Genomic DNA, 17,172 nt, shown 5'->3' on the forward strand with positions numbered 1-17,172 from the left:
TTCAAATTATTTTTTACTTTTCACTTTACCTGACCACGTACGGAATCCACCTTGTAAATGGTAAAGCTGGGAATAATCTTTCTTTTTCAAGAAAAGAGCTGTTCGTGCGCTTTTACCTCCATTTTGATCATACAGGTAGACGGGTTTGTCAGGACGAATTTCTTTATACCTTTGTCGCAGTTGAGTGTACGGAATGTTGCGGGCACCAAGTATATGACCTGCATCAAAATCTTTTGGTTCGCGTACATCGATCAGTTGCGCTTTCCGGTAACCTTCAATGAATTGCTCTTGCGTCAAATTCGTAACCGCTTTGCGGAGTCGAAGAGCCGTAATGATGAAATAGGCAATCATTACAACTAACAGTCCGATTAATACATACAGATTAGCATTCAAAACATCTTTCCCCTTTCTATCTCATTCTTCATTATAAAGATTAAGTGGCACATGTTCAATTGCAATGATAAAATTGAGTTCGTTATAAAGGGATAGGTGGGAGGAATGGAAAATGAAATGGAACTATATACAGTCAGGTAAGTGTTCTCCATCATTCAATATGGCTTTGGACGAAGCATTACTCGACTGGCACAGCAAAGGGGATATTGGTCCGGTCCTTCGTTTTTATGAATGGAACCCTGCAACGCTTTCAATTGGATATTTTCAAAGTGTGTCTAAAGAAATAGATATTGAAGCTGTACGGAAACACGGACTCGGCTTCGTGCGGAGACCAACAGGGGGAAGAGGGGTTCTTCACGAGCACGAACTTACATACAGTGTCATTGTTTCAGAAGAATATCCAGACATGCCTGAAACTGTGACAGAAGCGTATCGTGTTATTTCAGGAGGTTTGCTCGAAGGGTTTCGGAACCTCGGTCTAGAAGCCTCTTTTGCTGTACCTTCAGAACAAGTGTCGGAACAACTGAAACGTCCAAAAAGCGGGGTTTGTTTTGACACTTCAAGTTGGTACGAGCTCGTTGTAGAGGGGAAAAAAGTGGCGGGCAGTGCACAAACACGTCAAAAAGGCGTGATATTACAACACGGTGCGATTTTACTCAGTTTGGATGAAGACAAACTTGTATCACTATTTAAATTCGATACTGAAGAAGTTAGAGAACAAGTGAGAAAAGGACTCCCGCAAAAAGCAGTCGCTATTGATCGCTTAACTGATCGTAATATCTCTGTAACCGAGTGTTCTTCAGCTTTTTCAAAAGGCTTTGAAAAAGCACTCAACATAGAACTCGTCCCATATGAACTCTCTGCTGAACAACTTCAAGTTGTGAAGGAAATTGAAAAACGTAAATATGCGAATGATGAATGGACATATCGAAAGTGAAAAGGAAGGCTCCCCTCGTGGAAGCCTTCCTTTTGCATTATAGATTCACTGTACTCATTTCACTCTCTGGAGATAATGGGGATGAATCAGTTAGAACATCCTCACCATGTACTTCAATTTCAAGCAATTTGTTGAACGAAGCAATTGCTACTTCTACCTGATCATCTTCGGGTTCTTTTGTAGTTAACAATTGAAGCCATAACCCAGGGTATCCTAGGTAACGTAGCACAGGAATATTTCGTACAGCATTCGTTAGTTGAAGCACTTCGAATGATACTCCAAGAACAACTGGGATCAGTAGAATTCGATTTACAATTCGCAACCAGAACGGATCGGTTGGTACTAAGAAATAAATAAACATCCCAACAATAACTGTGAATAGCAAGAAACTACTGCCACATCGATAATGCAAGCGTGATTGAGCTTGCACATTCTCAACGGTTAATGGAAGATTATTTTCATAAGCATTGATGACTTTATGCTCTGCACCATGGTACTTGAAGACCCGTTTTATGAGAGGCGTCATGGATATGAGGGAAACATAACTCAATAAGAGAGTCAGTTTGAAAAATGTCTCTAATAAAATTTGAGCTGTTTTTCCTGGGAAAATCGGATGGAAAAGGCCAGCAAGGAATACTGGGAATAGCGTAAAGACAAACTTCCCAAATAGGAAGGAGAGTACTCCTACTGCCGCAACCCCTAAAATCATTGTCAATTTAGATGATTCTTCATCTGATTTATCGACTTCTTCGCCGGGCATCACGTCATAATGATCACTGGCAAAAGTTAAATGCTTTGATCCAAGTCCTGCAGACTCGACGAGCGCCACAATCCCTCTGATAAAAGGGATTTTTTTTAACTTTTGACGAAGGGGGCTACTTTCTTTCAGTGCGTGAAAATAATCAATCGTACCATCTTTACGACGAATAGCGGTTACGGTATGTCGTCTTCCCCCAAACATAACGCCCTCAATAAGTGCCTGACCGCCATATGCAGGGGATTGATGATCTTTTTCCATGTACAGCCCACACTTTCTTTATAAAGTCTCAATTTTGTATCAATGTTCTCATTGTACAGGAAAAAAGATGATTGCTCCACCATCACGTTTAAAATTGAGAGAACCGGTGAGACTTGGGGCAGGAGGGACAACTATGCATATGCCTACACTTTTTTGGACCGCGTTAGTTGCTGCATTACTAACGGCTCTGAGTCTGAAGTTTTTAAAAGTATTCCATTTTGTAAAATGGTCACCAATTGGTTGGTCTCGCAAATGGAATATCCTTGCTGCAGAATCACCGATTGTGAAATGGCTGGTTTTAATTATTGTGTTAATTGTACTTTTCATCGTGCTGTATAGTGTGATGCAATTTGCTTCAAAACTACCGCCTTCAATTATGTCAATTGTACTTGCCGTTTTGTTTGTTTGTGCAGTGGAGTGGACGATTTCAAAACCTGATTCTGTAGAATCTGCTTTTAAAACAGTGTCAATCCCATTTCTTTGCTTAACCGCCATTATTACTAGGTTTGTCGTGGGTACTTCAGTTTTCATGAAGAATGAACTTCCGAAGAAAGCCAAATAGGTTACCTCGTCTAAATGTTGTGATAAAATAGAAAGGAAAATGGCTAGGGGCTGAGAGACTATGGATTTGTTGCTGCTAAATGGACCCAATTTGAATCGATTGGGAAAACGGGAACCTGATGTTTATGGACATGAAACACTCGAGGATATTGAAGTTCGTATTCGCGCGTTATGCATGGACCATGATATCGGGTTATCGTGTTTTCAATCGAATCATGAGGGCGCTTTAATTGATCGTATTCATCAAGCTGCAGAAGAGGATACATATGGAATCGTTTTTAACCCTGGCGCATACACACATACGAGTATTGCTATTCGGGATGCCATTGCATCTGTAAATCTACCGGTTGTAGAGGTACATATTTCGAATATACATAACCGAGAGCCATTTAGGCAGACCTCTTTACTTGCTCCTGTGTGTGCAGGGCAGATTTCAGGATTAGGAACCGACGGCTATGAGTTGGGTGCACGCGCATTGATTCGTAAAATGGAAAGGAACTGATTATTATGAAACTGACAAAACTTAGAGAATTATTAGTTGAAAAAGAATTGGATGCATTATTGGTTACGAGTGGCTATAATCGCCGATACATGACAGGCTTTACGGGAACTGCGGGTGTTGCGATCATTTCGAACGACGACGCAGTATTCATTACTGATTTTAGATATATGGAGCAAGCCGCTGACCAAATTAAAGATTTCCGCATTGTTCAACATGAAAAAACGATTATTGAAGAGGTTGCGCAACAAGTTGAGCAAATGAAGGTGAAGCGTTTAGGATTTGAAAAAGAAGATTTGACATTCGGTATGTATGAGCTGTATAAAAGCAAAGTAACAGCTGAGCTAATCCCAACTGCTGGCCTTGTGGAAAAAATCCGAATCATTAAGACACCTGAAGAATTGGAAGTATTGAAGCAAGCTGCAAAAATTGCGGATGATGCATTCACTCATATTTGTGGATTCATCAAAGCTGGCATGACAGAACTTGAAGTTTCAAACGAACTCGAGTTCTTCATGCGTAAACAAGGGGCCACTTCTTCGTCATTTGATACAATTGTTGCTTCGGGTGTTCGCGGTGCACTTCCGCATGGAGTAGCAACTGACAAAAAAATTGAAACTGGAGAACTCGTGACATTGGATTACGGTGCGTTGTATAATGGATATATCTCCGACATAACGCGAACAGTGGCTGTCGGTGAACCATCGGAAAAAATGCGGGAAATCTATGAGATTACCCTTGCTGCGCAGAAATTGGCAGTTGAAGGCATCAAACCAGGGATGACCGGCATCCAAGCAGATGCGATTGCACGGGATTACATTGCTTCAAAAGGGTACGGAGATGCGTTCGGCCATTCTACAGGTCACGGAATTGGTCTTGAGGTCCACGAAGCTCCAGGGCTGTCCTTCCGCTCTGAAACGGTATTGGAACCGAACATGACGGTTACTGCTGAACCAGGTATTTATTTGCCAGGTATCGGAGGCGTAAGGATCGAAGACGATCTAGTGATCACTGAAAATGGTTGTGAACGGTTGACTCACTGTACAAAAGAACTGCAAATTTTATAAGAGCTATTGGAGGAAACAAGATGATTTCAGTAAACGATTTTAAAACAGGATTGACAATCGAAGTAGACGGCGATATTTGGCGCGTTATGGAATTCCAACACGTTAAACCAGGAAAAGGCGCTGCGTTTGTCCGTTCGAAATTACGTAATTTACGTTCAGGTAACGTGAACGAGAAGACGTTCCGTGCCGGAGAGAAAGTAGCGAAAGCACAAATTGACAATAAACGTATGCAGTATCTTTATGCAAACGGTGACGATCACGTATTTATGGATAACGAAAGTTTCGAACAAATCGAACTGCCAACTAAGCAAATTGAAGAAGAATTGAATTACTTGAAAGAAAACATGGAAGTGCACGTCATTCAATACAAAGAGGAAGTACTTGGCGTAGAAGTACCTTCGACAGTTGTACTTGAAGTTGCTGAAACTGAACCAGGTATTAAAGGCGATACTGCGAGTGGTGGATCTAAGCCAGCGAAGCTTGAAACAGGTCTTACAGTTCAGGTGCCATTCTTTATTAACATTGGTGACAAACTCATCATCAATACAGAAGAAGGAGAATATGTGTCCCGCGCATAATCTCATATGTATTGATAACTTATAAAAATACCCTCTAAAACGCTTGTCCATTCAACTTGAATGGGCAAGCGTTTTTCATATTGTGTGCAGCACGTGCGTATAGTGAAACAGGAGGAGGATCGCCGGATGGAACTAAATGATTTATTGCGAATTGCCGGCATCGGACTGGTTATCGGTTGTTTGCACATCTTTTTCGAACAGACAGGTAAGAAAGAGTTCTCTTTTTTCTTATTCTTCATTGCTTATTTGTACATTGCAGTAGAAATGATCCGCTTTTTAAAGATTTTCTTTACTGAAATCTCCGAGTTCTTTCAATGGCTTTCTTTGGCAATGTAATGGCACTTCTTTTTCAATTACTCGTCGTTTTCTTGTTGCTACTTGTTATCCGTTATGCAGTGCCACAGTTACATCCAATCTTGTATAGTGCCTTGTTCCTGTTTGTTCTTGCTTATATCATGATGAACGTTTTAATCCCATTCATAAAAAAATTGAGAAATATCTTTCACGGCGTACCTGAGCCATATGGGCAACTTCTGTTAATTAGTGCATTTTTGTTTTTTATTTCGGAATCAATTATGCAACATTTGTCTGAATCCGGATATTCGTCGCTCGCGAACCTAGCTCAATTTGTAGTCAAAATTGCCATCCTGTCCTTCTGGCTGCCTGAGCTTGTCAAACTCATACAGACACTTACTGCGCTCATCACGCCGTGAATGGGGGATGATGACCATACTCGACTTTCTTCAATCACTAATTAGTGGCGTGCTCTATAGCTTCATTGTCGTAATTATCATTGCATTATTGGCGACAGTATTGAATTATCTATTTCCCTCATTTTCGGAGTGGACGAAACAATTACTTTATATTGTGATAATTCTAGTAGTATTGCGTCCCGCGTTTGAGCAACTCTTGCTGATCCAACAGCTCATGAAGTCGATTGCCATGTTATTCGTGACGAGCTATCCGGTTTTGACAGCGGGTATGGCGATATCAGGAAATGCACTGAGTCTGCTCAACTTTCAGCCGGCTTTGCTGTTGTTTGCAAATGGTGCTGTGTTTTTTGCAGACAAACTGTTATTACCGTTGGTCACGGCTGCGTTACTATTCGATATCGTTACCAGGCTAAATCCTCTCATTTCGTATTCGAAACTTTCGGACATGCTGAGGACAACATTATTAGCTGTTGTATCTTCAATTGTTGCGGCCTATTCAATTTTCATCACTGCTGGCGGAGCAGTTTCATGGGGAATTTCAGAAGCAGCAAGTGAGCCTCTGAAAGAATTGATCCGACAGAACATTCCATTTGTCGGGTCATTTGTGACAGACAGCATGGGTACACTTGGACGGTATTCATCTGGGGCAGGATTTATGGTGGGAGGCTGGCTGTTAGTAACATTGTGGGGCATTGCCATCTTGCCTGTCGTGCAAACGCTGCTATTGGCTTTTTTATATCGATGGTGTGCAGCGCTGATCGAACCGTTCACTTCATCTGAGTTATCTGACGTGCTGGATGATATCGGACGATCTCTATTCGTGTTATGCGCAATTACATTTCTAATGATTTTTGCTTTTGTTTATACAGTTCTATTTTTTATCGTTTACGTGAAGCTTTCAATGACTTAACGGAAAAAGGGAGGGGATTTGATATGGCAAATTTCTGATAGGCGTTGTCCTGATTTCGGTTCTCTCGGGGGTCTTGTCTATGATGATGCCAGAATCCAGAAAAGAAGATTTCGGACATTTGGCTAAACTTGCTGCTGGAATGTGGTTGCTACTGAATATCTTTTCCTTTCTCAGGTTATAGGAAGAGAAAAACGTGCATACATTGTTTCATAGATGAACAGGCCCCCGGTCCTAAACAGACAGATGGAATGGTGATGTCATGCAAAAACCTACTGGGAAAATGCAAGTGATCCTATTCATAGGAATCACGGTTCTCGTATTCATCTTACTCAATCCACCCTGGAATTCAGAAGGAGCGACGTCCGGGAAGTCTAATGAAAAGGAGGGGAATACAGAAGCGCTAGCACTTGAAACAGCTTTGAAAAAGATAGATGGGGTGGGGGAGGTTTCTATATACCTTCATCCTCCTAAGGGAGCTAAAGAACAATCACCGCTTACTGATTACTTTTCAAAGTCAGCGGATTCCAACACACACGAAGCGACGGGCGTACTTGTTGTGGCGGAAGGAGCCGGAAATCCTGGTCTCAAATCTGAACTCACAAGGATATTGTCTGCTGTCCTTCAAGTACCAGAACATCGAATTGTTATCGTGGAAATGACCAAAAGGGGGAACTATGATGAGAACAAATAAACGAACAGTTTGGTTTTTAACACTAATGAGCCTTGTTGCTGTCATCTCGATTTACTATATTAAAGAGAAAGCACCAATGCCATTCGACGGAATCTCAATTTTTTCAAGTGATATGACCGAAACGGCTGAAGTCCCGAAAAAAGGCTCATCCGATAAGCAAACGCCGGTGTTTGCAACGTCGTATGTATTTGAAGAAATGCGGATGGCAGTCCGTGATGAGCGAAGCAAAATATCAGAACAACTGAATGCGAAGATGACATCCCCTGATGCTACAGCTGAAGAGAAAAACGAAGCATTCGACGAAATGTCCGAGCTTAATAAACGGGATTCTGCGGAGACGTTATTAGAATTACAAATCAAGGCACTTGGATATCCAGAAGCATTTGTCCGTACAGAGAATGGAGAAGTGAAGGTAACGGTTCTCTCAACTGAAGGGCATTCCGCTAAACTGGCAGATGAAATCACTCAATATGTTCTAGCGAGTTGGGAAGATGCTAAAAAAGTACAAGTCGATTTCACAGGCAATCAGTAATCAGTTAAAGGCCCAAAATACGGGTCTTTTTTTCTGTTTACAGGTTTTTTAGCAGGGAAATGGGGGTTAACTATTTCAAAATCCATAAAAAACGTCTACTATAGAGAATGAGGGTGTAAAACAAAACTTTATGGAGTCAGGAGAATCGTTCATGTTAAAGATTCAAGAAATTAGAGAAATTATTAAACTTATCGATCAGTCTTCAATCGACAAATTCACGTATGAAGCAGATGGGGCTAAAATTAAAATCGTAAAAAGTAATACTGTTGCAACAGCAACGGCACCTATTCAAGTACAAATGCCAGTACCAGATGTTCAAGATTCAACTTCAGGAGCTCAGACTGTACAACCATCTGCACCTGTATCGGTTGAAGCACCTAAAAAAGTGGCAGCACCGGTTGCGGAGCCTGCAGTGGAAGAAAAAGTTGCTGATCCATCATTAAAAAGTATCGTATCCCCAATGGTCGGTACGTTCTATAAGTCATCATCTCCAGAAGCAGCACCATTTGTTCAAGTTGGACAAAAAGTTGGAACTGAAGATGTTGTCTGCATTGTAGAAGCTATGAAGCTATTCAATGAAATCGAAGCAGAAGTATCTGGTGAAATTGTTGAAATTCTTGTCAAAGATGGACAGCTGGTCGAGTATGGGCAGCCTCTTTTCCTTGTAAAAGAAAATTAAAGGGGGAATGGACGATGAAGAAAATTCTAATCGCAAATCGCGGTGAAATTGCCGTACGTATTATCCGTGCATGTAAAGAGCTAGGTTTGGAGACAGTCGCTGTGTACTCAGAAGCCGATCACGATGCATTGCATGTCAAAATTGCCGATGAAGCATTTTGCATCGGGCCAAAACTCTCAAAAGACAGTTACTTGAACTTTTCAAATATCATAAGTGTCGCAAAAATGACCGACTGCGATGGTATTCATCCAGGATATGGTTTCCTTGCTGAAAACGCAAGCTTCGCTGAAATGTGTGAAGAAGTGAATATCGAGTTTGTCGGTCCTACTTCTGATGCTATTTCACGTATGGGTACCAAAGATGTAGCGCGTGAAACGATGCGTCTAGCTGGAGTACCGATTGTGCCGGGATCAGATGGTCTGGTCGCTGATGAAGAGGAAGCGCTTACCGTAGCTGAGGGAATCGGATTCCCTGTCATTATTAAAGCAACTGCTGGTGGCGGAGGAAAAGGAATTCGTGTAGCACGTGATCCGGAGGAACTTAAAAAAGGGATCAAGATTACCCAGAAAGAAGCTGCTGCTGCGTTTGGTAATCCTGGAGTTTATCTTGAAAAGTTCATTGAAGTTTTCCGACACGTTGAAATTCAAGTATTGGCGGACAAACATGGTAACACAGTTTACCTTGGTGAGCGCGATTGTTCCATTCAGCGCCGGATGCAAAAGTTAGTGGAAGAAGCACCGTCTCCTGCACTAACTCCTGAATTGCGCAAAGAAATGGGACAGGCAGCTGTTAAAGCAGCGGAAGCCGTTGATTACAGAGGTGCTGGTACGGTTGAATTCATCTTTGATCATATCAATAAGAAGTTCTACTTCATGGAAATGAATACAAGAATCCAGGTAGAACACCCTGTAACTGAAATGATCACGGGAATCGACCTAATTCAACAGCAATTGAAAGTTGCAGCAGGTGAAAAGCTAACTTTTAAACAAAAAGACATTAAGATTAATGGCTGGTCAATCGAGTGCCGTATCAACGCGGAAAACCCGGAGAAAAACTTCATGCCATCACCAGGTACGGTAGAAATGTATCTTCCACCAGGTGGAAATGGTGTACGTGTAGATTCAGCTGTTTATCCGGGATACAAAATTCCGCCGTTTTACGACTCGATGGTAGCGAAATTGATTGTTCATGCGGACACGCGTGAAGAAGCGGTTGCACGCATGAAACGCGCACTAGATGAATTTGTGGTAGAAGGAGTTAAGACAACTATTCCTTTCCACTATAATCTCATGAAAAATGATGTGTTTAAATCAGGAGATTTTGACACGAAGTTTCTTGAAAAATATGATGTTATGAATTCAAACTAAGGAAGGAGGCGCGCTGATATGGCTGAAAAAGCGAATTCTTTTATTGAAGCAAACTCCTCTGCTAGCGAGAGCCTTGGCCAGATTGAGCTCGCTCCTGAAGTTCTGGAAGTTATTATTGGAATCGCAACTTCTGAAGTTCAAGGGATTGCGATGACTTCAGGAAACTTTGCAACTGGTGTTGCAGAACGATTCGGAAAAGTCATGCATGGTAAAGGCGTGAAAACTGACTGGGTAGATAACAAACTCATCATAGACGTCTTTTGTATCGCAGAAGATGGTCAACTTATCCCACAAGTAGCTGCAAATGTACAGAAAAAAATCAAAGAAGCAGTGTATCACATGACTTCGATTGAAACAGGAGAAGTCAATGTACACGTAACTGGAATCCGTTCTGAAGTGAATTCAGTGACAGAATGACGAAAAGCATCATCTTCGGATGATGCTTTTGCCTATTGTGACTGTATCTTCATACAGCATGTGTGCTATGATAAAGCCTAATCGAACCAGTGACGAAGGAGACAAATTGTATGAAACGAAGAGAAGCGAGAGAAAAAGCGGTCCAGACCCTTTTCCAGCTTGATGGAACAACACTACCTGTAGAAGAGGCAATCAGCTATATTACTGAAGAACCTGTAGATTCTTTTTATGAAATGCTTGTAAAAGGAACACGTGAAAAACAAGAATCTATTGATGAAGTGCTGACAGGGAAATTAGAAAATTGGTCATTAGACAGACTTCCGAAAATTGAACGTACAGTACTTCGACTGGCAGTGTACGAGTTGTTGTATAACGAAGATGTTCCGCACAAAGTAGCAGTGAACGAGGCAATTGAACTTTGCAAAACTTTTGGAGATGAAAAGTCAGGCAGATTTGTTAATGGTGTGCTGTCGAAATTTGAACAACAAAGGATGTGACGAATTTGCCAAGTGAACTCATAGATGGAAAAGCGATCGGCGCAAAAATTCGGGAAGAGATTAAAATAGACGTGGACCGACTCATCGAAAGAGGATGTCGTCCAGGTCTTGCTGTTGTCCTTGTTGGAGAAGACCAAGCATCTCGTACATACGTAAAAAATAAAGAGAAATCCAGTACAGCAGTTGGCATGAAATCTGAAATGATTGAGTTACCAATTACCGTTAGTCAAAAAGACTTGTTGGATACGGTTGCTCGGTTGAATAGCGATCCAACAATTCATGGCATTCTTGTCCAATTGCCATTACCTCCTCATATTGATGAAAACAAAGTGATTCGTTCCATTTCCCCTAAAAAAGATGTGGATGGTTTTCATCCGGAGAACGTAGGCAAGATGATTATTGGCCAGAATTCATTTGTCTCATGCACCCCTGCAGGTATTATGGAATTACTTGAGCAAGCAGGGACTACAATATCTGGGAAACATGCAGTTATTGTCGGTCGTAGTAATATCGTAGGTAAGCCTATGGGACAATTGCTTCTTCAAAAAGACGCAACCGTAACCTACTGCCATTCTAAGACAGAAAACTTGGAGTCATTTACTCGTCAAGCGGATATATTGATAGTCGCGATTGGGCAGGCAAAATACATTACAGCTGAGCATATCAAAGAAGGTGCCACAGTCATTGATGTTGGCATGAATCGGGATGAAAATGGAAAGTTATGTGGAGATGTCGATTTTGAGAGCGTTAAAGAAAAAGCAGCTGCACTAACCCCTGTCCCAGGTGGTGTCGGTCCCATGACTGTAACTATGTTACTGAAAAACACGTTGAAGAGTGCTCAATTGACGTGTAGTAATTATATTTAAGAAAACGGCTAATGCCGTTACATAGAATAAACCAGTGCTGTTTCTTGTTAGAGAGAGACAGCTTTTTATACGCAGGAGGGGAATTCGTTGTCAGGTAATCCATACTTAACCGTACAAGCAGTAACTAAATACATTAAGCGGAAATTTGATGCCGATCCACACTTGCGGAATGTCTATATAAAAGGTGAATTGTCCAATGTGAAAATTCATCCAAGTGGACACATATACTTTACGTTGAAAGATGACAAAAGTAGAATTCAAGCAGCTATGTTTCGTGGGAATGCTTCTAGTTTGAAATTCAGACCAGAAAGTGGCATGAATGTACTGATAACAGGGGATATTAATGTATATGAAAGTAGTGGGCACTATCAGCTTTATGTACAAACCATGGAACCAGATGGTATCGGGGCACTTTTTCTTGCTTTTGAGCAATTAAAAGAACAATTAGGCAAGGAAGGTTTGTTCGACGTCCGATGGAAAAAGCCGTTGCCGTGGATTCCTAAAAAAGTAGGTGTCATTACCGCTAAATCTGGCGCTGCGTTCCAAGATATCTGTTCAACGATAGCTCGTAGATTTCCTATGGCTGAGATAGTATTGTTCCCCGCAGCTGTTCAAGGGAAACAAGCGGTACCTTCCATTGTTGAAGCAATTGGACAAGCGCAACTCCATGGTGATATCGACGTCCTCATTGTTGGAAGAGGCGGTGGCTCCATAGAAGATTTATGGGCATTTAACGAAGAAGCGGTGGCTAGAGCAATTTTTTCTTGTCCAATCCCTACCATCAGCGCAGTCGGTCACGAGACAGATACAACGATTGCGGATTTTGTTGCAGATCATCGTGCCCCCACTCCTACTGCGGCTGCAGAACTTGCAGTCCCCGCAAAAGAAGAATTGGCAGGACGTATTCTAGATCGAAAACGAGTGATTTATCGTTCTCTTGCGACGCATCTTTCTCAAGAACAAAAAAGATTGGATCGTTTGAAAAATGCGTATCCGTTTCTTTATCCGGAAAGATTATATCGACCATTTATTGAAAAACAGTCATCTCTTGAAGAGCGTCTTTTGCGGAGTCACAGTGAATTGGTATATCGAAAATCTCAGCATGTTACTCAAGTAAGTGCACGATTACAATACGTTTCACCAGTTCTCCAGCTACAGCAACACTTAAAAGATTCGGTTATTGTTGAAGAACGGCTCCTTCGGGCAATGCGGCAATCCTTAGGTGGCAAACAAGACCGCTTCTTGACAGGTATTCGAATGTTGCAAGCTCTCAATCCACTAAACGTGATGGAGAGAGGATTTACAATCGTTTATAAACAAGGCGAACTAGTGAAGACCGCCGGATCCCTAACACCAGGAGATTCTGTAGAGATCAACATGCAGGATGGTACTGCGATTGCTGAAGTCCGCTCGATTGAACCCCTTAAGGAGGAATCATGAATGGAAACTGATTCAATGAAATTTGAAGAAGCGATGCTGGAATTGGAAAAGATTGTTCAACAACTTGAAACTGGAGATGTTCAACTAGAAGATTCCATCGCCTTATATAAAAAAGGAATGGAGCTTTCTACATTCTGTCAACAAAAACTGCAACATGCTGAGAAGCAACTCGTTAGTATTGTAGACAAGAATGGAGAAACGACACCATTGGAATCTTCGAAGGGAGAGAATCCAAGTGAGTGAGCAACTGAATAGATTTATGGATGAACAGTTACCGCTTTTACATACACACTTCACAGAACTTTTTAAAGGGAAGAGTTACCCTGAAGTTTTGAATGAAGCGATGTCCTACTCTGTGCATGCAGGAGGAAAAAGGATCCGCCCTCTCCTAGTTCTCGCAGTGCTTAAAGATTTACAATCAACATCTCAAGATGCAGTGCAAGTGGCGGGTGCGATTGAACTAATTCACACATATTCTTTAATACATGATGATCTTCCATGTATGGATGACGATGATTTTAGAAGAGGAAATCCGACAAACCATGTTGTCTTTGGAGAAGCAACAGCTGTTTTAGCTGCGGATGCCTTGCAAACTCTTGCATTTGAAGAACTTGCATCGTTGCAGCACACGGATCCAACTACAATACTTGCCATTTTAAGAGCAGTGAGTACCGCATCAGGGGCAGCCGGAATGGTAGGGGGACAGATTCTTGATATGCAAGGAGAAGGAAAACAGCTTACCTTAACTGAGCTAGAAGAAATTCATGTCCATAAAACAGGCGCATTGCTTGCGTGTTGTGTTGAATCTGGTGCACTTCTAGCAAATGTATCTGAATCGGTCATGCAAAGCCTTCGCATTTTTTCAAGTAATATAGGCTTGGCATTTCAAATCAAAGATGACATATTAGACGTTACTGCTTCCACTGAGCAACTTGGAAAGACGGCAAACAAAGATACAGCAAGTGCTAAGAGTACATACCCAGCATTACTCGGGCTGGAAGGCGCTCAAGCTAAGCTTGAAAATCATCACAAACTAGCACTAGATGCTTTAGAGGAAATCGGTTTAGGAAGTTCTCTATTATCACAAATTGCAGACTATATTATTAATCGAAACGCATAAAGTAAGGCGTCTAGATGGTACTGTTTGTTGGATTGTTGATATAATAAGGAAAACGAGTGAAACAGTAGTATTAACTTATGAAGGTGTGTGATAGAGATGGATCTTACAAAGATCAACAGTCCATCGGATATTAAAAACTTGAACCTGGAAGAGATGAAAGAACTCGCTTCAGACATTCGGAAGTTTCTAATAAACAAATGTTCTGTAACAGGCGGTCATATCGGACCTAATCTAGGTGTAGTGGAGTTGACAATCGCTCTACACAAATTCTTTAATAGTCCACAGGACAAATTTATTTGGGACGTTGGGCATCAAGCGTATGTTCATAAAATTTTAACCGGTCGAGCTGGTGATTTTGACACGCTTCGTAAATACAAAGGGTTAAGCGGTTTCCCAAAGATGGCAGAGAGTGAGCATGACGTCTGGGAAACAGGACATAGTTCAACTTCGTTATCGGCAGCGATGGGGATGGCGGCAGCGCGCGATATTAAAGGTGACGACAACTATGTTATTCCTATTATCGGTGACGGAGCATTAACAGGCGGTATGGCGCTGGAAGCCCTTAACCATATTGGAAGTCAACAGACAAACATGATCGTTATTTTGAATGATAACGAAATGTCAATTGCACCGAACGTAGGAGCACTACATTCTGTACTAGGGAAATTACGGACAGCTGGAAAATATAACAGCGTAAAAGACGATGTTGAAGAATTGATAAAACGTATCCCGGCAGTTGGAGGGAAGATGGCATCGTTAGCTGAACGACTTAAAGATAGTCTGAAATATTTAGTTGTATCCGGTGTTTTCTTTGAAGAGCTCGGTTTTACCTATTTAGGACCGATAGATGGTCACGATTTCAATGAATTGGAACGCAATCTACTCTATGCTAAAAAAATGGAAGGACCTGTCCTTCTTCATGTTGTTACGAAAAAAGGAAAAGGTTACCATCCAGCTGAAAATGATAAAGTGGGAACCTGGCATGGAACTGGTCCTTATAAAATAGAAACTGGAGATTTTGTAAAATCCCCTGCTAAAGGACCATCTTGGAGTGGATTGGTTGCAGCCACAGTTGCAAGAATTGCTCGAGATGATCGACGTGTTGCGACGATTACACCAGCGATGCCTGTTGGTTCAAAATTAGAAGCAATTTCAGCCGAATTCCCTGAACGTTTTTATGATGTTGGAATTGCAGAACAACATGCAGCGACTATGGCTGCAGGTATGGCGACACAAGGGATGAAACCGTTCTTGTCCATCTACTCTACGTTCCTTCAGCGTGCATATGATCAGTTAGTCCATGATATTGCTCGTCAAAAGTTAAATGTTTTCATTGGTATCGATCGCGCGGGACTAGTAGGTGCTGATGGCGAAACTCACCAAGGTGTTTTTGACATCGCATTCTTACGTCACTTACCTCACATGGTTATTATGATGCCGAAAGATGAAAATGAAGGTCAGCACATGGTTAAAACTGCGTTAGAGTATAACGATGGACCAATTGCTATGCGGTACCCACGAGGAAATGGGTTCGGTATTCCTATGGATGAAGAACTAAAAGTGTTACCAATTGGGAAATGGGAAAAGTTAACCGATGGACAAGATGCAACAATTTTAACATTCGGTACAACAATTCCGATGGCATACGAAGCTGCAGAACTATTGGCAGAGCGAGGAATTTCAGTTAGCATCGTAAACGCTCGTTTCATTAAACCGTTAGATGAAGAGATGTTGAATGAACTCTTTGCAGCTGGAAAACCGATTATTACTGTGGAAGAAGCAGTTCTCGCGGGAGGTTTCGGTAGCGCAGTTCTTGAATACGCTCACGATTCCGGTGTTAGTGCTCCGATTTACAGAATGGGGATACCAGACCAATTTATCGAGCATGGAGATGTCGATGCATTGCTTGCTGAAATCGGGATGACTCCGGGTACACTTGCAGATTTGACGGTAGATGCAATTTCCGTATTGGAACGGAAGAAGGAAATGCAATGACCAATACGGATCCTAAAGAACGGGTTGACGTCTTGCTAGTTCAACGTGGGTTGGTAGAAACGAGAGAACAGGCAAAGCGATCGATTATGGCAGGCATCGTGTATTCCAATGAAACACGGATGGATAAGCCAGGAGAAAAAATAAAATCTTCCTTACCGTTACAAGTAAAAGGCTCAACGTTGAAATACGTGAGCCGCGGAGGATTAAAATTAGAAAAAGCGTTAGAGGAATTTGATGTTACGGTAAATGGACGGATAATGCTGGACATCGGTTCATCGACAGGTGGATTTACGGATTGTGCGCTTCAGAATGGTGCAAAACATTGTTATGCTTTAGATGTGGGGACAAACCAGCTTGCGTGGAAGATCCGCTCAGACAATCGTGTTACGGTAATGGAGAAATGCAACTTTCGATATGCAACACCTGATATGTTTACCGAAGGATTACCTGATTTCGCGACAATTGACGTATCCTTCATTTCCCTAGGACTGATACTACCACCTTTAAAACAAATACTGATTCCTGGCGGAGATGTGTTGGCGCTAGTGAAACCTCAGTTTGAAGCTGGTAAAGAGAATGTTGGGAAGAAAGGAATCGTACGCGAAGGTGCGGTTCACAAAGAAGTATTGCGAAAAGTAGCCGAGTTTGCTTCACAAGAAGGGTTTAGCCTAAGGGATTTGACGTATTCTCCAGTTACAGGAGGGGAAGGGAATATTGAATTCCTATTCCATCTAGTTGCTGAAGATCAGCCTACAACTAGTGTTACAGACAAAGACTTCTCAGAATTAGTTAAGAGAGCCCATTCAGAATTAGCGTAACAAGAAAAGGGATTCATCTGGAAACAATGATGGAATCCCTTTCTTTTTCTTACAAATGATGTGCAGGGAGTGAT

22 protein-coding genes are annotated in these 17,172 nt (G+C 41.7%); 20 read left to right on the forward strand and 2 right to left on the reverse strand.

Going from position 1 to position 17,172, the window contains the following annotated elements:
* Nucleotides 1–6 precede the first annotated feature (6 nt).
* Nucleotides 7–351, reverse strand: a complete 345-nt coding sequence (locus tag M3197_RS05895) for a rhodanese-like domain-containing protein (protein ID WP_251660120.1) — start codon at nucleotides 349–351, stop codon at nucleotides 7–9.
* Between the two features lie 154 nt (nucleotides 352–505).
* On the opposite strand from M3197_RS05895, the gene M3197_RS05900 reads away from it, so the two are divergent.
* A complete protein-coding gene (locus tag M3197_RS05900) occupies nucleotides 506–1,330 on the forward strand; it encodes a lipoate--protein ligase family protein (protein ID WP_251659550.1) in 825 nt (274 codons plus the stop codon).
* A 37-nt stretch (nucleotides 1,331–1,367) separates the two neighbouring features.
* Here M3197_RS05900 and M3197_RS05905 read toward each other — a convergent pair whose 3' ends face one another.
* Nucleotides 1,368–2,348, reverse strand: coding sequence for a DUF1385 domain-containing protein (locus M3197_RS05905; RefSeq protein WP_251659551.1), 981 nt, complete (start codon nucleotides 2,346–2,348; stop codon nucleotides 1,368–1,370).
* 133 nt (nucleotides 2,349–2,481) lie between these two features.
* Here M3197_RS05905 and M3197_RS05910 point away from each other — a divergent pair, with 133 nt between their 5' ends.
* The 19 genes from M3197_RS05910 to M3197_RS06000 all read left to right on the forward strand — a co-directional run bounded on the left by M3197_RS05910 (nucleotide 2,482) and on the right by M3197_RS06000 (nucleotide 17,098).
* Nucleotides 2,482–2,910, forward strand: a complete 429-nt coding sequence (locus tag M3197_RS05910) for a hypothetical protein (protein ID WP_251659553.1) — start codon at nucleotides 2,482–2,484, stop codon at nucleotides 2,908–2,910.
* A gap of 60 nt (nucleotides 2,911–2,970) precedes the next feature.
* Nucleotides 2,971–3,411: a type II 3-dehydroquinate dehydratase gene (gene aroQ / locus M3197_RS05915; protein ID WP_251659554.1), complete on the forward strand. Its 441-nt coding sequence runs from the start codon at nucleotides 2,971–2,973 to the stop codon at nucleotides 3,409–3,411.
* Nucleotides 3,412–3,413: 2 nt separating this feature from the next.
* The gene (locus M3197_RS05920; protein ID WP_432813981.1) at nucleotides 3,414–4,475 is read left to right on the forward strand and encodes a M24 family metallopeptidase; all 1,062 of its coding nucleotides are present in this window, start codon (nucleotides 3,414–3,416) and stop codon (nucleotides 4,473–4,475) included.
* Between the two features lie 20 nt (nucleotides 4,476–4,495).
* Entirely contained in the window at nucleotides 4,496–5,053 is a 558-nt protein-coding gene (efp, locus tag M3197_RS05925; protein ID WP_025784731.1) for an elongation factor P, read from the forward strand.
* A gap of 126 nt (nucleotides 5,054–5,179) precedes the next feature.
* Nucleotides 5,180–5,389, forward strand: a complete 210-nt coding sequence (locus M3197_RS05930) for a SpoIIIAC/SpoIIIAD family protein (protein ID WP_025784730.1) — start codon at nucleotides 5,180–5,182, stop codon at nucleotides 5,387–5,389.
* Entirely contained in the window at nucleotides 5,389–5,766 is a 378-nt protein-coding gene (locus M3197_RS05935) for a SpoIIIAC/SpoIIIAD family protein (protein ID WP_251659558.1), read from the forward strand. The genes M3197_RS05930 and M3197_RS05935 overlap by 1 nt, the downstream gene beginning before the upstream one ends.
* Nucleotides 5,767–5,773: 7 nt before the next feature.
* Nucleotides 5,774–6,676: a stage III sporulation protein AE gene (locus M3197_RS05940; protein ID WP_251659559.1), complete on the forward strand. Its 903-nt coding sequence runs from the start codon at nucleotides 5,774–5,776 to the stop codon at nucleotides 6,674–6,676.
* Between the two features lie 259 nt (nucleotides 6,677–6,935).
* On the forward strand, nucleotides 6,936–7,367 hold the full coding sequence (locus tag M3197_RS05945; RefSeq protein ID WP_251659561.1) for a SpoIIIAG-related protein: 432 nt from the start codon (nucleotides 6,936–6,938) through the stop codon (nucleotides 7,365–7,367).
* Nucleotides 7,354–7,899, forward strand: coding sequence for a SpoIIIAH-like family protein (locus M3197_RS05950; protein ID WP_251659563.1), 546 nt, complete (start codon nucleotides 7,354–7,356; stop codon nucleotides 7,897–7,899). Before M3197_RS05945 ends, M3197_RS05950 begins: the two co-directional genes overlap by 14 nt.
* A gap of 151 nt (nucleotides 7,900–8,050) precedes the next feature.
* Nucleotides 8,051–8,578: an acetyl-CoA carboxylase biotin carboxyl carrier protein gene (gene accB, locus M3197_RS05955; RefSeq protein ID WP_251659565.1), complete on the forward strand. Its 528-nt coding sequence runs from the start codon at nucleotides 8,051–8,053 to the stop codon at nucleotides 8,576–8,578.
* Between the two features lie 14 nt (nucleotides 8,579–8,592).
* On the forward strand, nucleotides 8,593–9,945 hold the full coding sequence (accC, locus tag M3197_RS05960) for an acetyl-CoA carboxylase biotin carboxylase subunit (RefSeq protein WP_251659567.1): 1,353 nt from the start codon (nucleotides 8,593–8,595) through the stop codon (nucleotides 9,943–9,945).
* A gap of 18 nt (nucleotides 9,946–9,963) precedes the next feature.
* On the forward strand, nucleotides 9,964–10,362 hold the full coding sequence (locus M3197_RS05965) for an Asp23/Gls24 family envelope stress response protein (protein ID WP_251659568.1): 399 nt from the start codon (nucleotides 9,964–9,966) through the stop codon (nucleotides 10,360–10,362).
* A gap of 110 nt (nucleotides 10,363–10,472) precedes the next feature.
* A complete protein-coding gene (nusB, locus tag M3197_RS05970) occupies nucleotides 10,473–10,859 on the forward strand; it encodes a transcription antitermination factor NusB (RefSeq protein ID WP_251659570.1) in 387 nt (128 codons plus the stop codon).
* A gap of 5 nt (nucleotides 10,860–10,864) precedes the next feature.
* A complete protein-coding gene (gene folD, locus M3197_RS05975; protein ID WP_251659572.1) occupies nucleotides 10,865–11,725 on the forward strand; it encodes a bifunctional methylenetetrahydrofolate dehydrogenase/methenyltetrahydrofolate cyclohydrolase FolD in 861 nt (286 codons plus the stop codon).
* Nucleotides 11,726–11,812: 87 nt separating this feature from the next.
* Nucleotides 11,813–13,165, forward strand: coding sequence for an exodeoxyribonuclease VII large subunit (gene xseA / locus M3197_RS05980; RefSeq protein WP_251659574.1), 1,353 nt, complete (start codon nucleotides 11,813–11,815; stop codon nucleotides 13,163–13,165).
* Entirely contained in the window at nucleotides 13,166–13,408 is a 243-nt protein-coding gene (locus tag M3197_RS05985; protein WP_251659576.1) for an exodeoxyribonuclease VII small subunit, read from the forward strand.
* On the forward strand, nucleotides 13,401–14,285 hold the full coding sequence (locus M3197_RS05990) for a polyprenyl synthetase family protein (RefSeq protein WP_251659578.1): 885 nt from the start codon (nucleotides 13,401–13,403) through the stop codon (nucleotides 14,283–14,285). Before M3197_RS05985 ends, M3197_RS05990 begins: the two co-directional genes overlap by 8 nt.
* A 96-nt stretch (nucleotides 14,286–14,381) precedes the next feature.
* Nucleotides 14,382–16,280 carry a 1-deoxy-D-xylulose-5-phosphate synthase gene (dxs, locus tag M3197_RS05995; RefSeq protein ID WP_251659581.1) on the forward strand — a complete coding sequence of 633 codons (1,899 nt, stop codon included), beginning with the start codon at nucleotides 14,382–14,384 and terminating at the stop codon, nucleotides 16,278–16,280.
* Nucleotides 16,277–17,098: a TlyA family RNA methyltransferase gene (locus M3197_RS06000; protein WP_251659583.1), complete on the forward strand. Its 822-nt coding sequence runs from the start codon at nucleotides 16,277–16,279 to the stop codon at nucleotides 17,096–17,098. The genes dxs and M3197_RS06000 overlap by 4 nt, the downstream gene beginning before the upstream one ends.
* Nucleotides 17,099–17,172 lie beyond the last annotated feature (74 nt).

The sequence above is a fragment of the Sporosarcina aquimarina genome (assembly GCF_023715615.1).
Lineage (GTDB): Bacteria > Bacillota > Bacilli > Bacillales_A > Planococcaceae > Sporosarcina > Sporosarcina aquimarina_A.

What these genes read in the sequence shown, in the direction of transcription:
- M3197_RS05930 (WP_025784730.1), top strand. Translation starts at nt 5,180, where the DNA reads ATGGAACTAAATGATTTATTGCGAATTGCCGGCATCGGACTGGTTATC.
- M3197_RS05935 (WP_251659558.1), top strand. Translation starts at nt 5,389, where the DNA reads ATGGCACTTCTTTTTCAATTACTCGTCGTTTTCTTGTTGCTACTTGTT.
- M3197_RS05910 (WP_251659553.1), top strand. Translation starts at nt 2,482, where the DNA reads ATGCATATGCCTACACTTTTTTGGACCGCGTTAGTTGCTGCATTACTA.
- M3197_RS05965 (WP_251659568.1), top strand. Translation starts at nt 9,964, where the DNA reads ATGGCTGAAAAAGCGAATTCTTTTATTGAAGCAAACTCCTCTGCTAGC.
- nusB (WP_251659570.1), top strand. Translation starts at nt 10,473, where the DNA reads ATGAAACGAAGAGAAGCGAGAGAAAAAGCGGTCCAGACCCTTTTCCAG.
- M3197_RS05950 (WP_251659563.1), top strand. Translation starts at nt 7,354, where the DNA reads ATGAGAACAAATAAACGAACAGTTTGGTTTTTAACACTAATGAGCCTT.
- M3197_RS05940 (WP_251659559.1), top strand. Translation starts at nt 5,774, where the DNA reads ATGATGACCATACTCGACTTTCTTCAATCACTAATTAGTGGCGTGCTC.
- M3197_RS05985 (WP_251659576.1), top strand. Translation starts at nt 13,166, where the DNA reads ATGGAAACTGATTCAATGAAATTTGAAGAAGCGATGCTGGAATTGGAA.
- M3197_RS05895 (WP_251660120.1), bottom strand. Translation starts at nt 351, where the DNA reads ATGATTGCCTATTTCATCATTACGGCTCTTCGACTCCGCAAAGCGGTT.
- M3197_RS06000 (WP_251659583.1), top strand. Translation starts at nt 16,277, where the DNA reads ATGACCAATACGGATCCTAAAGAACGGGTTGACGTCTTGCTAGTTCAA.
- aroQ (WP_251659554.1), top strand. Translation starts at nt 2,971, where the DNA reads ATGGATTTGTTGCTGCTAAATGGACCCAATTTGAATCGATTGGGAAAA.
- accB (WP_251659565.1), top strand. Translation starts at nt 8,051, where the DNA reads ATGTTAAAGATTCAAGAAATTAGAGAAATTATTAAACTTATCGATCAG.
- M3197_RS05945 (WP_251659561.1), top strand. Translation starts at nt 6,936, where the DNA reads ATGCAAAAACCTACTGGGAAAATGCAAGTGATCCTATTCATAGGAATC.
- efp (WP_025784731.1), top strand. Translation starts at nt 4,496, where the DNA reads ATGATTTCAGTAAACGATTTTAAAACAGGATTGACAATCGAAGTAGAC.
- M3197_RS05905 (WP_251659551.1), bottom strand. Translation starts at nt 2,348, where the DNA reads ATGGAAAAAGATCATCAATCCCCTGCATATGGCGGTCAGGCACTTATT.
- accC (WP_251659567.1), top strand. Translation starts at nt 8,593, where the DNA reads ATGAAGAAAATTCTAATCGCAAATCGCGGTGAAATTGCCGTACGTATT.
- M3197_RS05900 (WP_251659550.1), top strand. Translation starts at nt 506, where the DNA reads ATGAAATGGAACTATATACAGTCAGGTAAGTGTTCTCCATCATTCAAT.
- dxs (WP_251659581.1), top strand. Translation starts at nt 14,382, where the DNA reads ATGGATCTTACAAAGATCAACAGTCCATCGGATATTAAAAACTTGAAC.